The following is a 14,463-nucleotide window of genomic DNA, read 5'->3' as shown; positions in this document are numbered from 1 at the left end:
TCAGGACTTCGTGGACACTTGGTTTGCCATGAAGCCTCGTGGTTTGTTGTTGCCGATGTATCTTGTGAGGCGTGGGGGTCGTTGGTGGCGGGTGATTTCTGTTCCCCGGGAGTCGAAGAACATGATGGTGTGGTCGTCATAGATGACGTGAATTTCCTGGCCGATGTATTCCTTCCCGAGTTTGAAGCGGGTGCCCACGACGGTTGCTTCGCCGTTGAGGTTGGCGGTGCGACGGACGCTGCGTCGTGGTGAAATTGTCGTGGTTTCCGGTGCAGGAGGTTGGGGTGGTTCGGCTATGGTAGTCGCGTTCCAGGCCTCGAATGGTGTGGTCCCTGATGGTAGCGCCTGGTGTTCGCGTTCGGTGTTGTAATAGCGGTCGAACACGTCGATGGTGGTTGGAGTTCGTCCATGGTGGCAGCTGCCGGTCGCTTGTTCAGGAACAGGTGCAGGGTCCGGTGGAAGCGTTCGTTTTTGCCTTGTGTGGTCGGTTTGTAGGGCTTACCGGTGATCGGTTCGACGCCCAGTGACTTCAGGTATTCCACCAGCGCACCACTTTTCCCTCGACGGGTGGGATTGAATGCTGCCCCGTTGTCGGATAAGAACTTTTGTGGGACTCCGTGGCGTTCAATGGCGGTTTTCACGACCCGGATGGCTGCTTCGGACGTCTCCGCGCGGGCTACGAGCGAAGCCAGCGCGAGGCGGGAATGGTCATCAATAAGCTGGAAAATCGCGACCCTCGCACCGCTGGCCAGAAGCCATTCCGTCGAGTCGATCTGCCAGCACCCGTTGGGCTCGGGTAAACGAATCGTCGGTAGGCGCTGCGTGGCTTTTTTCGCGGCTCGGGAATCACGACCCCGGCCCGGGTGAAGATCCGGGCCAGCGTCGCCCGAGACGGAGGTTCGAACCCTTGCCGGCGTAGTTTCGCGGCCACGCTCAAGGGCCCATGGTCGTAGCCGGCTTGCTTCAGCGATTCTCTGGCCAACAGGACCAGTTCCACCGTGCCAGCACCTACTCTGGCCGGACTGGTGTCGGGTTTGGTGGTCCCGGTTTCCATCGCCTTCAGTGGCCCTGATTCCAGGGCTGTAGCCCGGATCTTATAAAACCATGCCCGAGAACACCCATGGCGTCGACAGAACTGCGTCACCGCACCACGTGGGGCGTCCTCAGGCCACGTCGCTACCAAGTGCCGGATCTTGATATCCGGATCGAATTTGCTCATGCCGCGACCCAACACCCCGGAAGTGTCCACGATGTCCTGAGACAGAACTGTCCATTAAGTCATGAGACTCCACAGTGGATCTGCAGGGCTCCAAGTCGCCTTGTCCCACAGCTCGGCGAGGAGGGCGGGCCGCCCGTTAACGCAGAACGCCCGGCTGGATTATCCAGCCGGGCGTTCAGGGTACTGACAGCCTGCTACGCGGTGTCGGCGAGGGTGCCCAGATACAACTGGATCACCTTCGGATCCTTCATGAGTTCACGGCCGGTGCCTGTGTACGCGTCCTTGCCCTGATCCAGCACGTAGGCCCGGTCACAGATCTGGAGGCAACGGCGGGCGTTCTGCTCGACCATGATCACTGACACCCCTGCCCGGTTGATCTCATGCACCCGCAGGAAGGTTTCATCCTGTTTCACCGGAGACAGACCGGCTGAGGGCTCGTCCAGCAGCAGGACCGCTGGATCCATCATGAGTGCGCGCCCCATCGCTACCATCTGGCGCTCGCCGCCGGACAGTGACCCGGCCCGCTGTGCCCGCCTCTTCCCCAGTTCGGGGAACAGATCGGCCACAAACTCAAACCGCTTCTTGAAGTCCTTGGGCCGCTGGTACATGCCCATCTCAAGGTTCTCCTCGATGGTCAGGGTCGAGAACACATTGTTGTTCTGTGGCACGAAGCCCACGCCCTGGCTCACCAACTTATTGGCCTTGAGCCCGGTGATGTCCTTATCCCTGACCACTACAGTGCCGGAATGGACTTTCACCAGCCCGAACATGGCCTTCAGCAGCGTGGACTTGCCAGCGCCGTTGGGTCCAATGATGCCGATCAGCTCGCCGGAGCGGGCCTCGATACTGCACCCGTTGAGGATGTTCACCCCCGGCAGGTACCCGGCCACCAGATCAGTGACCTTGACCACCGATGTGCTGTTGTCCTCGCTCATGGTCGGTTCTCCTTGCTGTCAGGTGCAGAATCTGGCTCGGTGCTATGCGTGGGGGTGGCGCCCGCCTGGCCCATCTCCGGCGGGGTACCGCCGGGATTGGCGAGTATTCCGGCGTCGGCGGTCCCGACGACGGAGTCCTCATCCTGAGCAAGCTCCACCTCAAGCATTTCCACGCCCTTCGAATCCCCGAGGTCGACGTCGTGGTGGGCCCCGAGATAGGCGTCGATCACTGCCTTGTCCTTCATAACCACCTCTGGTGGCCCTTCGGCGACAATCTTGCCCTCCGCCATGACCACCACCCAGTCAGCAATGTGCCGGACCATATGCATGTCATGTTCGACGAACAGCACCGTCATGCCATCGGCCTTGAGGTTCTTGATGTGGTCCAGCAACGACTGGGTCAACGCAGGATTGACGCCGGCCATCGGTTCGTCAAGCATGACCAGGACGGGTTTCACCATCAGCGCCCGCGCCATCTCGAGCAGTTTCCGCTGGCCGCCGGACAGCGACGCCGCGTAGTCATCCTTCTTCTCGTCGAGCTTGAACTTGGCGAGCAGGACGTCGGCCTGCTCGGTGATTTCCTTCTCCCGCTTGCCCCACATTCCCTTGAAGAGGGCACGCGCCAGGCTTTCGCCGGGCTGCTTGGTGGCGCCCAAACGCATGTTTTCCATCACGCTGAGCTTGCCCATGACCTTGGTGAGCTGGAAGGTGCGCACCATTCCCATCCGTGCGACCTTGTAGGACGGCACGCCGGCGATGCTCTGGTCATCGAACCGCCACTGCCCACTGTTGGGGGTATCGAACCCGGTCAGTAGATTGAACAAGGTGGTCTTCCCTGCACCGTTGGGGCCGATCAGCGCGGTGATCTTGTTGCGGGGCACCTCAAGATATTCGACGTCGACGGCGTTCATCCCCCCGAATGTTCGCGTCACCTTCTCAGCGACCAGGATGGGATCTCGTTTACGGCACCCCGGGCCTACCTCGCCCGCGGCGATGTCGCGGGTGTCAGTCATGAAGTCGACCGGTGCGACGCCCGGGGATACTGGCTCCTCGGCTGCGCTGTGCTTCGGCGGGCGCTGATCTTCGGTGGTACCCGGCTGCGTTTCCTGTGGTTCGGTCATGCGAACGCCAGCTCCTTTTTGTTGCCCAGGACTCCCTGGGGTCTGAACACCATGAGCAGCATCAGGGCAACACCGACAAGGATGTACCGTAGCTGACCGGCCTGCACGTTGGACAGGAAGGTAATGGCGCCAATTTCGATTGCTCCGTACAACAGTCCCTGAGTCAGAGACAGCACCACCCAGAAGATCATGGCGCCGATCACTGGTCCCAGAACGGTGGCCATGCCACCCAGCAGGAGACAGGTATAGAGGAAGAACGTCAGTTCGGTAGCGTAGTTGGCCGGCTGGACGGCTCCGCGGGGGAGCGTGAAGATCATGCCGGCCAGGGAACCGAGCAGGCCGCCGATGACCAGTGCCTGCATCTTGTAGGCGTAGACGTTCTTTCCCAGGGCGCGGACAGCGTTCTCGTCCTCCCTGATGCCCTTGAGAACGCGGCCCCACGGGCTCCGCATGAGCAACCAGACGGTCAGGCAGGCGAGGGCCACGATGGTCCAACCCACAATCCTGATCCACAGGTCACGTTCATTCATGGCGATGGGACCCACATTGTAGGTACCGGGAGAGAGCGGGTTCAACCCAAAGAACCCGTTCTCGAAGTCGGCGAGTCCGTTGGCGGATCCCGTGACCTCGGTGAGCCCGTTAGTGGTCACGATGTATCTGACGATTTCGGCAGCCGCGATGGTCACGATTGCCAGATAGTCCGCTCGTAGACGGAGGGTGGGGATACCGAGGATGAGCGCGAAGAGCACCGATGCCGTCAGCGCCACCAGGACGGCCACCGGCAGGGGAGCGTCGAAGGTCAGGGTGGAGATGGCAAAGCCGTAGGCGCCCACGGCCATAAAGCCGGCCTGGCCGAAGTTCAGCAGCCCGGCATAACCAAAGTGGACGGCCAGACCGAGAGCCGCAAGAGCGTAGGCGGCGGTGGTGGGACTGATCATTTCGCCGAAGGCGAGTGCAAGAATATTTCCGAAATCCATGGTGTGAGCCCCTAACCGACGCGCTCTTTACGGCCGAGGATACCCTGCGGCCGGAACAGAAGGACCAGAATCATGATCAGAAGCGCTCCCACATATTTGAGGTCCGCCTCCAGCCAGATGGTTGAGATTTCGACGAACAATCCCACGATGATGGACCCGATGAGGGCGCCGAACACCGTGCCGAGTCCGCCGAGGACGACGCCGGCGAAGATGAGCAGCAGGATCTGCTGACCCATGTTGAACGAGACGCCGGGACGGTAATACGCCCACAGGATACCGCCGAGCGCAGCAAGGGCACCGCCCACCATCCAGACGATCCGGATCACCCGGTCCACGTCAATACCGGAGGCCGCGGCGAGGGCCGGGTTGTCCGATACGGCGCGCGTAGCCTTACCGATGCGGGTGCGCAGCAGCAGGAATCCTACGAGGAGAATGACTACCAGCGAGATCAGCAGGGAATTGAGGTTGTTCTGGGAGATGGATACCGGGCCGAAGTCCAGGCGGGGGCTCTGGGCTCCCGGCAACTGCTGGGTCGAGCCACCAAAGTTGAACTGGATGATGTACCGCAGGGCCAGCGCAAGCCCGATGCTGACGATCATCATGGGAACCAGGCCCGTACCGCGGCGACGCAGCGGCTTCCAGAGGCCGGCATCCTGCACCCAGCCGAGGAGTGCGCCAGCAACCACCGCCAGGGGTATGGCAACGAAGATGGGCAACCCGAGGGCCGAGAAACCGAAGGCAACGACGGCGCCGAAGGTGACCATCTCGCCGTGCGCGAAGTTCGTCAGTCCGGTGGTCCCGAAGATCAGGGACAGGCCAACAGCACTCAGTGCGAGCAGCAAGCCGAAGCTGAGCCCGGCGAGGGAGCGCTCAGCGAGGGTGTCCCAGAAACTGGTCGTGGTCAGCACAATCCCTTCGCCAAACAGGAACAGGGTGGTGACATTCGAGGTGCCGGCGAAGGTCACCGTTCGCGGATTGGCTTGACCCTCAGCGAGACTAGCGCCCTCGGGGAGGGTTTCTTCGTCGAGGGTGACCTCGTAGGCGCCCTGTTCGGGGACACCGACGGACCAGGATCCGTTGGCGGCGGAGGTGGCCTCACCCTCAAAGCCGTTGCCCGTCACCGAGATGGTGACGTCGGGCAGGGGGCCGTCGGCGTTCCTGAGGACACCACTGATCCGGTCAGTGAACTCCTCGGCCACGACCTGGCCGGCAGGAACTGATGACGATACCAGCGCGCTAGGAGCGGTGGCAGGGGTCCCCGGGTGGTAGCCCTGGGCAGCAGGGGCGCTGAGCAGCAGGATGGCTATGAGGCCGGTTGTGAAAACCAGCAGCCTCCTGATCCACGCAGGCGTCGGTCGGGTTATCAAGTTATGAACCTCACTATGGGCTGCCCCGCCGGCGATCCGGCGGAGTAAGGACGGCTTGTGACACATGTCACCGAGTGTGAGTTCATGTTACCCGCGCAGTGTTTCGCCTGACACCGAAATGGCTACCTGCGGGTAGCGATTGGGTAACGACTGGTGGGAGGCGCTGTGCTGTGGGGGAACAAAACGCGGCAGCGAGCGTTGAGATTGGTAAGGTTAAACCCACATTCATCCCCCATTGGAGGACTAGTTCACATGGCACTTGGCGGCAATCCGGTATTCAACGGAAAGAACTTCCGTTCCGCTGCGCGCGGCGACAATCCAGCAGGCAGCAATGCTGCAGGGTACGGCGCGACGGCGCTCGCTGGCCAGAGCGCAATGAGCACCACCCAGATGGAGGACCTGTACAACCAGCCGTCGGCTGGTCCCTCGCAGATGGGGCGGATGACGTTCGACGACGTCATCGTCAAAACGGTCCTGTCGATCGGCGTGGTCCTGCTGGGTGCAGCCGTCCCAGCGTTCCTGCTCCCAGGTCTCGTTGTACCGCTGATGGTCGTCGGTATGATCGGCGGTCTGGTCCTCGGCCTGGTCAACTCGTTCAAACGTGAGCCTGTCCCCGCGCTGATCCTTGGTTACGCATTCCTTGAGGGCCTGTTCCTCGGTGGGCTCACCATGATCCTCGAGGCCCAGTTCCCCAACATCGCCCTGCAGGCGCTGCTCGGCACGCTGACCGTCTTCGCCGTCACCCTCGTGCTTTTCAGGAGCGGGAAGGTACGGGCGTCGCCCAAAGGCATGAAGATCTTCATGATCGCCATCATCGGCTACGCCGCCTTCAGCCTGATCAACCTCGGCCTGATGCTCTTCGGTGTGAGCCAGGACCCGTGGGGCCTCCGCGGCGCTACGATCCCGGGTACTGACATCCCCTTCGGTCTGGTCATCGGTATCTTCGCGATCGGTCTCGCCGCCTTCTCGCTGGTCATCGACTTCACCTCGATCAGCGTCGGTGTGCGGAACGGCGCACCGCAGAAATACTCCTGGACTGCGGCCTTCGGCCTCACCGTCACCTTGGTCTGGCTGTATGTGGAGTTCATCCGCGTCATCGCCATCATGCGTGGCAACGAGTAAATACGGCACCAGTACATCTGCCTTAACGAGGATGGCGCCCCGCAGCGATTGCTGCGGGGCGCCATCCTCGTTAAGGTGAGGAACGCTTAGGCAAGACGCCCGGCGCCGTCGGCCGGCAGTACCGCGAAGATCGCCGGGGCGGCGTATCCCGCCGCGGCGAAGGCCTCCTCCACGGCAGCGATGACGCGCTCGACGTCGTCGTGGGGTGTCAGGGCAATCGCTGCGCCACCGAACCCGCCCCCGGTCATCCGGGCACCCAGGGCACCGTTACTGCGGGCCGAGTCGACGGCGAGGTCGAGCTCAGGGCAAGAGATTTCGAAGTCGTCCCGCATGGAGGCGTGGCTTGCGTCCAGCAGCGCCCCGATTGCCCCTGGCCCCTTGGCCGCCAGGATCCCGACCATGTCCTCAACCCGCGCGTTCTCGGTCACCACATGCCGGACTCGGCGAAAAGTCTCCTCATCGAGAGTTCCGGCGGCCTCGGCGAGATCCGCCACCCGTAGCTCGCGCAGTGAGGACACCCCCATCAGTTCGGCGCCCCGCTCGCAGGACGCGCGCCGGTCAGCATAGCCGCCGGTTGAATGCGAATGGCTGACCCGCGTATCGATGACCAGGAGGGTCAGCCCAGCGTCGGCGAGGGGGAGGGGCACCAGCTGGGCCTTGAGACTGCGGCAATCGAGGAACACTGCATGCCCGGATCGGCCAAGGAGCGACGCCGACTGGTCCATCACACCGGTCGGCGCACCGACCATCTCGTTCTCGGCCCGCTGACCCACCAGTGCCAGCTCCGGTGCTGAGAGGCCAGTGCCAGCCAGCTCGTTGGCGGCGACGGCGACGGCGCACTCGATGGCAGCCGAGGAGGACAGGCCGGCGCCCACCGGCACGCTTGAGTCGATCAAAAGGTCCAACCCGGGCAGCCGATGCCCCGCCTGCTCCAGCGCCCACAGGACTCCCACTGGGTACGCTGCCCAGCCGGTCACGCTACCCGGCTGCAGCTCGTCCAGGTTCACCGTCACCTCGCCGGCACCGCTGAAGGTTGACGCCACCCGGACCGTCCGGTCCGTCCGGAGGGCCGCCGCGACGCGCGTTGAATGGTCGATGGCGAAAGGCAGCACGAAGCCTTCGTTGTAGTCGGTGTGCTCGCCAATCAGGTTCACCCGGCCGGGCGCCGCCCAGACCCCCGCCGGTTCATCGCCGTACCGCTCGGTGAAGGCTGCTGCAAGGTCGGTTGCTGCCGGTGTCACGGGGGGCGTCATGGAGTGTCCTCTGCTGGTGATCGGAAGTCTGCTGTTGGCACGCTGGCTGCTGGTCGGGCGACGGCGGCACGAAGATTGGCGGCCACCTGTTCGGGGGTGGTGTCGTTGATGAAGGCACCCATGGCGGCTTCTGATCCGGCCAGGAACTTCAGCTTGTCCTCAGCTCTCCGGGGAGAGGTGAGCTGCAGATGAAGCCGGCTCGCGGGCCGCAGGATCGGGTCGAGCGGCGCCTGATGCCAGGCCGCAATGTAGGGGGTGGGGGTGGAATAGAGCCGGTCGACCCGGCCCAGCAGATCGAGGTAGATAGTGGTCAGCTCGTCCCGCTCGTCGTCGGCCAGTGCCGCAAGATCAGCCACCTGCCGATGCGGCACCAGATGAACCTCCAGGGGCCATCGGGCGGCGAACGGGACGTAGGCGCTGAAGTGCTTGCCCTCGAGGATCATGCGCTCGCCTGAGTCCCGCTCAGCGCCCAGCATTCCTGCCAGCAGCGTTTCCCTGCCGTCGACGGAGTCGTAATGCGCACGTGCTGCCTTGGCCATCACTGCAGAGCGGGGCGGGATGAACGGGTAGGCGTAGATCTGCCCGTGCGGGTGCAGGAGCGTGACACCGATGTCCTCGCCCCGGTTCTCGAAGCAGAAGACCTGGCGGATCCCCTCAAGCGCCGAAAGGGCCTCCGTCCGGTGCGCCCACGCGTCGACGACGGTCCTGGCCCGGGCCGGGGTGAGGGACCCGAAGGACCCCTCGTGGGCGGCGTCGAAGGCCACCACCTCGCAACGGCCGTGCGCGGGAGCAGTGGTGCCCCACCCCGCGGCCTCGGGAAGTCCGCCGAGGGAGGGGCCGAACGATGAAAAGCGGTTTTCGAACACCACCACCTCGTAGTCCGGCGCCGGGATCTCCGACTGGTTGTGGTCGGTGGTGGGGCAGAGCGGGCACTGGTCCGCTGGTGGCAGGTGCGTCCGCGACTGTCGGTGCGCCGCGACGGCCACCCACTCCCCGGTGAGCGCGTCGAAGCGCGCAGCCCCGGTTCCGCCACGGGCCGGGAGCCCCCGGGTATCGGCGACGGCGCCCGGGTCTCGGTGAAGGGCAGCCGACGCATCCGACGCATCGAAGTAAATCAGCTCCCGGCCATCGGAAAGCCGGGTTGGGGTGATCAGGGTCATGGGGCTTCCTAGGCTGGAACGGTGTCGGGGGTGAGGAGGGTGGTGTGCAGCGCCAGTTCGGCAAGGGGATTGACGACGGCGTCGGTGGCGCCGGATCGGACCGCCGCAGCTCCGTCGGTGACCACGCAATTGAGTTCGGACAGGTCGGCGATGTGTGCCAGGCTGACCACTCCCACCTTGGTGGAGTCAGCGAGGACCACCAGCCGGGCGCACTGCTGCGCGAACGCGCGGTTCGTGTCAGCCTCGGCCAGGTTGGGTGTGGTGATTCCGGCATCGGGGTGGATTCCGTGGACGCCCATGAAGCAGATGTCCACGTTGAGGCCGCGGACCGCGGCGGTGGCGAGTGGCCCCACCAGCGCCTCGGACGGAGTCCGTTCACCACCGGTGAGGAGCACGGTGACCCCGCCGTGCCGGTCCGCGGTCAGGCTGTGCAGCAGGTCCGCTGCGGGCAGCGAATTGGTCAACACGGTCAACGGACCCTGCACCGGCAGGAGGGCGGCGAGCTGGTACACGGTGGTGCCGCCAGTGAGGGCAATGGTCATCCCGGGACGGATCAGGCGGCTGGCTGCCTGCGCGATCAGCTTCTTCGCTGCTGACTGCCGGTCCGAATTGGTCAAGAAGCCCGGTTCGAGCGCGCTGAGTGCCGATGTGCGGGTCGCGCCCCCGTGGACCCGGATCAACGCACCCGCGGCGTCGAGAGCGTCAATATCACGCCGGATGGTCATGTCGGACACCCCGAACCGATCCGCCAGCCAGGCGACGCGAACCGCCGGTTTGGACTCCAATTCGTTGACGATGGCGTCCCGCCGTTCAGCAGCCAGCATCCAACCCTCCCAAAGTAACTTTTTCAAACAGTTTCAAACATATCCGATAATTGTTCGGACAACTAGGGCAGACGGTTCGCCGTCATCCCCGGGGTGGTCATCCGGCGTCATTCGGTCAGGAACGTGTGGAAAGATTGCAGCATGATTCGCCCCGCGCAGCGGAAGTCCCCGGAAGCACTTCAGGGTGCCCACGACCACGTTTCGAAACGTGCGCTGGCCCGGGACGTCCCCTATGCGCTGAGCCTCTCGGCCGCCTGGGCCTGGCGGGTGGGATTGATCGTCCTGGTTGCCGGGGTGCTGATCTGGTTGCTCGGACATATCTCGTTGCTGATCATTCCGCTCCTCCTCGCCGGTCTGCTGGCCAGCCTCCTGCTGCCGGTGATGGGCCTGCTCAGGAGGGCGAAGATTCCCAACGGATTGGCCGTCGCCCTGACCGTCGTCGTGTTCCTGGGCGTGGTGGGTTCGATGGCCACGCTCGCCGGTCGGCAGCTCGCGCTCGGGTTCGCCGACCTCTGGGATGAGGCTGTCGAGGGACTCCAGCAGGTTCAGGGCTGGCTGCATGACGGGCCGCTGGGACTCACCACCATCCAGATCGACCAGTTCATCGATGAAGGCGCTGCCGCCGTCCAAAACAACAGCGGCAGCATCCTGACCGGGGTGATCTCGCTGGGGAGCAGTGCGGGAAGCTTCGGCGCTGGAGCGCTGCTGACCGTCTTCGCCCTGATCTTCTTCCTGCTGGAGGGCGAGCGGATCTGGCGTTTCGTCGTCGGCCTGATGCCCCGCGACGCACGGATAGCAGTCGACGGCGCTGGCCGCCGCGGTTGGTCCTCCATGGCCAACTATGTGCGGGTGCAGATGCTCGTTGCCTTCGTCGATGCGGTAGGCATTGGTGCCGGTGCCGCCCTGATAGGGGTGCCCCTGGCCCTGCCGCTCAGCGTCGTGGTGTTCCTCGGGTCCTTCGTCCCCATCGTGGGAGCCCTGTTCACTGGGCTGGTCGCGGTGCTGTTGGCTCTGGTAGCCAACGGCTGGGTGAATGCGCTGATCATGCTCGCCATTGTGCTGGTGGTACAGCAACTGGAGGGGCATGTCCTGCAACCGTTGATCATGGGCCCCGCGGTGTCGCTGCATCCCCTGGCTGTGGTCCTCGCGGTCGCTGGCGGAACACTGATCGCCGGCATCCCCGGGGCGCTCTTCTCGGTGCCGCTCCTTGCCGTGGTCAACACCGTGGTGCGGTACATCGCCGCACGTTCCTGGGAAACCGATCCCGCAGTGGGCGGCGTGCCGCCCCCACCCCAGAACCTTCCCCAACCACCTGCTGGTCCACCCCACACCGATTCGTATGACAGCGAAACTACTGACAGCGAAGAACCACGAAAGGCCACCCAGTGACTGATCTTCTTGATCTCGCGGTGACGCTCGACGACGTCCAGGCCGCCCAGAAACTCCTGGACGGCGTCATTGCCCGCACCCCCATTGAGGAGTCGAGGGCCCTGGGGCGGCTGATCGGCGCCAACGTGTCGTTGAAGTGCGAGAACCTGCAGCGGGCAGGATCATTCAAGATCCGCGGTGCCTATGTCCGCATGGCGCGGCTCTCCGACGCCGAGCGTGCCCGGGGCGTCGTCGCCGCATCCGCCGGCAACCACGCGCAGGGAGTCGCCGTCGCTGCTGCGCGTCTCGGTATTAAGGCACGCATCTACATGCCGCTCGGTGTCGCCCTGCCCAAGCTGGCGGCAACCCGCGGCCACGGCGCCGAGGTGGTGCTGCACGGCCACAACGTGGATGAAGCGCTCGCCGAAGCCAAGCGCTACGCCGAGGAGACCGGCACAGTGTTTGTGCACCCTTTCGACAACGTTGATGTGGTGGCCGGGCAGGGGACCATCGGGCTGGAAATCCTTGAGCAGGTGCCCGACGTCGACACCATCTTGATGGGGGTGGGCGGCGGTGGGCTCCTGGCCGGCGTCGCCGTGGCGGTCAAGGCCAGGGCCCGCGAACTGGGGCGGGAGATCAGGATCATCGGGGTGCAGGCGGAGAACGCTGCGGCGTACCCGCCGTCGCTGGCAGCCGATGCCCTGGTGCCGCTGACCAAGGTCTCCACTATCGCCGATGGTATTGCCGTCGGCCGGCCGGGCCAGCTCCCGTTTTCCATCATCAAGGAACTGGTCGACGACGTCGTGACCGTGACCGAGGATTCGCTGGCGCGCGCCCTGATCTTCCTGCTGGAACGCTCCAAGATGGTGGTGGAACCCGCCGGTGCGGTGGGCGTGGCAGCCCTGCTGGATGGCAAGCTGACCGAGAACGGTGCGTCACCGGGCAACACCGCGGTGATCCTCTCGGGCGGCAACATCGACCCCATGCTGATGCTGAAGGTCATCCAGCGTGGGCTCGCCGCAGCGGGCAGGTACCTGGTGGTACGGATGCTTCTGGACGACCGCCCGGGATCGCTGGCCACCATCTCGCGCATCATCGCTGAATCCGATGCCAACGTGACCGGCGTCGATCACACCCGGGTGGGTGGATCGATCAGCATGGGCGACGTTGCGATCACCATCAATATGGAGACCAAGGGCGAGGAACACTGCCACCTCGTCCTGAACAACCTCCGGGCTGAAGGCTTTCAGCCCATGGTCATCGAGGGGTGACCATGCTCGCAGCACGCGCCCGCAAAGGATTGCTGCTGGTCAGTGCGTTCACCGCGCTGCTCTGGGTCATCCACCTGGTCAACGTGCTGACGGGGGCACGGCTGATCGGCTGGTTGGGGATCGATCCGCGGGAACTAACAGGGCTGGACGGGGTGGTGTTTGCGCCGTTGCTCCACGCCGGAGTTGGTCACCTGCTGAGCAATACGCTGCCGCTGCTGGTGCTCGGGTTCCTGACATTCCTGGAAGGGACCAGGCGGTTCGCCGTGGCGGTCGCCGCGAGCTGGCTGGCCTCCGGGGTGGGGGTGTGGATCTTCGGCGGGGGACTGACCATCGGGGCCTCGGGTGTGGTCTTCGGCCTGTTCGCCTACCTGATTGTCAGGGGCTTCTACAACCGCAGCCTCCGGCAGATCCTGCTGGCCGGGGTGCTGTTTCTGATGTACGGCTCGATCCTGTGGGGGATCCTGCCCACGGCTGGCTCCAATGTGTCCTGGCAGGCGCACCTGTTCGGGGCGCTCGGCGGAGTCCTCGCCGCCCTGATACTGAGACGGCGGCCCGTCCCGGGTGGGACGGACCGCCGTCGACAGTCACCGGCGCGGTAGGCGCGCCGCAGCGTGGCTACCCCACGTAAGGGGTGGCTGAAAGCACCTCGACGTCTATCGACTTGCCGTTCGGGGCGGTGTAGGTGACCTTGTCCCCCGACTTTTTGCCCTGGATAGCTGCGCCCAAGGGAGATTTCTCGCTGTAGACGTCGATGTCGGTGTCCCCGGCGACCTCGCGGCTGCCGAGCAGGAACGTGGCGTCGTCGCCGGCGATCTTGGCGTGGACCAGCATGCCGGGCTCAACGATGCCGTTGTCTTCCGGGGCTTCGCCCACGTGGGCGCTCTCCAGCAGGGCCGTCAGCTGGCGGATACGCGCCTCCGACTTGCCCTGCTCCTCCTTGGCCGCGTGGTAGCCGCCGTTTTCCTTGAGATCACCCTCGGACCGGGCCTGCTCGATGCGGGCGACAACCTCGGTCCGGCCAGGCCCGGACAGATGTTCCAGTTCGGCCTTGAGGCGGTCGTAGGACTCCTGGGTAAGCCATGCGACAGGTGCACTGTTGGTGGACACGGGCATCTCCTTAGCTATGTCCGAAACCTGTCAACTGCTGGTTTCGGCATGGTGGCAGCCTGCACAAGGTGCTGTAAGCAGGCTTAGCAACAAATAAAGGCCCCACCCTTGGGTGACCACATACACCGCTGATCACCGGTTGGGGGAGCCGAACGTCTTGCCCCCAGTGTAGTCGTGATGCCTGACATATCCCAAGGGAGGCCAGGGGGGTGCGCCCCGAAATGTAGTGAAATTGAGACGTTCCGGCCTCGGGGGACAGCCTAGGGGGAGGACGCCTCATCCAGCACCCAGCAGGCGTTGACCCCACCGGAGACGCCTTCGGACTCGGTGCGAAGCGGTGCCCGGTGCGCGGTGGTCCGCCCGCCGTCGGTTCCCTCATCGGTGTCGTTGGGGCCGATCTCCACCACATCCCACCCGACCACGGCGTAGGTTTCGCTCAACACCTGGATGGCGCATTGCACGGTGGTCTCTGGTGCCTTGGTCACCTCAAAGTCCACCGTGGCATTGCCGGGGTCCTGGATGCTGAACCCGACGTCCTTGGTGGTCACCTCGGGGACCGCCGTCTGCAGGCTGAACACGGCTGTCGCCACCACAGCAACAGCGAGGGTGGCCCAGATGATCCGCTTCCTTGTCCGCACAGGAATTCCCGGCTTGGGGGTGCCGTAGCGATTGGCTACTCTTGATACTGGCGGTTGGTTGGTATCCATCGCACACCATTTTATCCCCGCCGGATTTTATT

At 64.3% G+C, this 14,463-nt stretch carries 15 protein-coding genes; 4 read left to right on the top strand and 11 right to left on the bottom strand.

Going from position 1 to position 14,463, the window contains the following annotated elements; all coding sequences use genetic code 11:
* From IWX62_RS07620 to IWX62_RS07595, 6 genes are all read right to left on the bottom strand, one after another.
* A complete protein-coding gene (locus IWX62_RS07620) occupies positions 1-384 on the bottom strand; it encodes a hypothetical protein (protein WP_196840768.1) in 384 nt (127 codons plus the stop codon).
* Positions 294-806 carry a DDE-type integrase/transposase/recombinase gene (locus tag IWX62_RS16445; protein WP_442859248.1) on the bottom strand — a complete coding sequence of 171 codons (513 nt, stop codon included), beginning with the start codon at positions 804-806 and terminating at the stop codon, positions 294-296. The genes IWX62_RS07620 and IWX62_RS16445 overlap by 91 nt, the downstream gene beginning before the upstream one ends.
* Before the next feature lie 607 nt (positions 807-1,413).
* Entirely contained in the window at positions 1,414-2,154 is a 741-nt protein-coding gene (locus IWX62_RS07610; protein WP_196840767.1) for an ABC transporter ATP-binding protein, read from the bottom strand.
* Complete coding sequence (locus IWX62_RS07605) at positions 2,151-3,167, bottom strand: ABC transporter ATP-binding protein (RefSeq protein WP_333483298.1); 1,017 nt, start codon at positions 3,165-3,167, stop codon at positions 2,151-2,153. Before IWX62_RS07605 ends, IWX62_RS07610 begins: the two co-directional genes overlap by 4 nt.
* A 104-nt stretch (positions 3,168-3,271) precedes the next feature.
* Positions 3,272-4,252 (bottom strand): branched-chain amino acid ABC transporter permease, encoded by a 981-nt coding sequence (locus tag IWX62_RS07600; protein WP_196840765.1) that lies wholly within the window; start codon positions 4,250-4,252, stop codon positions 3,272-3,274.
* An 11-nt stretch (positions 4,253-4,263) separates the two neighbouring features.
* Entirely contained in the window at positions 4,264-5,619 is a 1,356-nt protein-coding gene (locus IWX62_RS07595) for a branched-chain amino acid ABC transporter permease (RefSeq protein WP_196840764.1), read from the bottom strand.
* A gap of 252 nt (positions 5,620-5,871) precedes the next feature.
* Here IWX62_RS07595 and IWX62_RS07590 point away from each other — a divergent pair, with 252 nt between their 5' ends.
* On the top strand, positions 5,872-6,741 hold the full coding sequence (locus tag IWX62_RS07590) for a Bax inhibitor-1/YccA family protein (protein WP_196840763.1): 870 nt from the start codon (positions 5,872-5,874) through the stop codon (positions 6,739-6,741).
* Between the two features lie 86 nt (positions 6,742-6,827).
* Here IWX62_RS07590 and galK read toward each other — a convergent pair whose 3' ends face one another.
* Genes galK through IWX62_RS07575 form a run of 3 tightly spaced genes read right to left on the bottom strand, consistent with a single transcriptional unit; the run spans position 6,828 to position 9,978 of the window.
* Positions 6,828-7,994: a galactokinase gene (gene galK, locus IWX62_RS07585; protein ID WP_196840762.1), complete on the bottom strand. Its 1,167-nt coding sequence runs from the start codon at positions 7,992-7,994 to the stop codon at positions 6,828-6,830.
* Complete coding sequence (gene galT, locus IWX62_RS07580; protein ID WP_196840761.1) at positions 7,991-9,154, bottom strand: galactose-1-phosphate uridylyltransferase; 1,164 nt, start codon at positions 9,152-9,154, stop codon at positions 7,991-7,993. Before galT ends, galK begins: the two co-directional genes overlap by 4 nt.
* An 8-nt stretch (positions 9,155-9,162) precedes the next feature.
* Entirely contained in the window at positions 9,163-9,978 is an 816-nt protein-coding gene (locus IWX62_RS07575; protein WP_196840760.1) for a DeoR/GlpR family DNA-binding transcription regulator, read from the bottom strand.
* A 141-nt stretch (positions 9,979-10,119) separates the two neighbouring features.
* Between IWX62_RS07575 and IWX62_RS07570 the strand changes: the two genes are divergently transcribed.
* From IWX62_RS07570 to IWX62_RS07560, 3 genes are read left to right on the top strand one after another with little or no spacing between them, the layout of a single operon-like run.
* The gene (locus IWX62_RS07570) at positions 10,120-11,367 is read left to right on the top strand and encodes an AI-2E family transporter (RefSeq protein WP_196840759.1); all 1,248 of its coding nucleotides are present in this window, start codon (positions 10,120-10,122) and stop codon (positions 11,365-11,367) included.
* Entirely contained in the window at positions 11,364-12,617 is a 1,254-nt protein-coding gene (gene ilvA / locus IWX62_RS07565; RefSeq protein WP_196840758.1) for a threonine ammonia-lyase, read from the top strand. The genes IWX62_RS07570 and ilvA overlap by 4 nt, the downstream gene beginning before the upstream one ends.
* 2 nt (positions 12,618-12,619) lie before the next feature.
* Positions 12,620-13,216, top strand: coding sequence for a rhomboid family intramembrane serine protease (locus IWX62_RS07560; protein ID WP_196840757.1), 597 nt, complete (start codon positions 12,620-12,622; stop codon positions 13,214-13,216).
* A 16-nt stretch (positions 13,217-13,232) separates the two neighbouring features.
* Here the strand turns inward: IWX62_RS07560 and greA are convergent, their stop codons facing one another.
* Positions 13,233-13,730 carry a transcription elongation factor GreA gene (gene greA, locus IWX62_RS07555; RefSeq protein ID WP_196840756.1) on the bottom strand — a complete coding sequence of 166 codons (498 nt, stop codon included), beginning with the start codon at positions 13,728-13,730 and terminating at the stop codon, positions 13,233-13,235.
* A gap of 254 nt (positions 13,731-13,984) precedes the next feature.
* Positions 13,985-14,431 carry a DUF4307 domain-containing protein gene (locus IWX62_RS07550; protein ID WP_196840755.1) on the bottom strand — a complete coding sequence of 149 codons (447 nt, stop codon included), beginning with the start codon at positions 14,429-14,431 and terminating at the stop codon, positions 13,985-13,987.
* Positions 14,432-14,463: the final 32 nt, after the last annotated feature.

Source organism: Arthrobacter sp. CAN_A1, from assembly GCF_015751665.1.
Classification (GTDB): Bacteria; Actinomycetota; Actinomycetes; order Actinomycetales; family Micrococcaceae; genus Arthrobacter_D.
This window is presented reverse-complemented; position numbering and strand designations above follow the sequence as displayed.

Coding starts and splice junctions, on each gene's coding strand:
- galT (WP_196840761.1), bottom strand. CDS start 9,154: ATGACCCTGATCACCCCAACCCGGCTTTCCGATGGCCGGGAGCTGATT.
- greA (WP_196840756.1), bottom strand. CDS start 13,730: ATGCCCGTGTCCACCAACAGTGCACCTGTCGCATGGCTTACCCAGGAG.
- IWX62_RS07575 (WP_196840760.1), bottom strand. CDS start 9,978: ATGCTGGCTGCTGAACGGCGGGACGCCATCGTCAACGAATTGGAGTCC.
- IWX62_RS07560 (WP_196840757.1), top strand. CDS start 12,620: ATGCTCGCAGCACGCGCCCGCAAAGGATTGCTGCTGGTCAGTGCGTTC.
- IWX62_RS07570 (WP_196840759.1), top strand. CDS start 10,120: ATGATTCGCCCCGCGCAGCGGAAGTCCCCGGAAGCACTTCAGGGTGCC.
- IWX62_RS07605 (WP_333483298.1), bottom strand. CDS start 3,167: ATGACTGACACCCGCGACATCGCCGCGGGCGAGGTAGGCCCGGGGTGC.
- IWX62_RS07550 (WP_196840755.1), bottom strand. CDS start 14,431: ATGGATACCAACCAACCGCCAGTATCAAGAGTAGCCAATCGCTACGGC.
- IWX62_RS07600 (WP_196840765.1), bottom strand. CDS start 4,252: ATGGATTTCGGAAATATTCTTGCACTCGCCTTCGGCGAAATGATCAGT.
- galK (WP_196840762.1), bottom strand. CDS start 7,994: ATGACGCCCCCCGTGACACCGGCAGCAACCGACCTTGCAGCAGCCTTC.
- IWX62_RS07590 (WP_196840763.1), top strand. CDS start 5,872: ATGGCACTTGGCGGCAATCCGGTATTCAACGGAAAGAACTTCCGTTCC.
- IWX62_RS07610 (WP_196840767.1), bottom strand. CDS start 2,154: ATGAGCGAGGACAACAGCACATCGGTGGTCAAGGTCACTGATCTGGTG.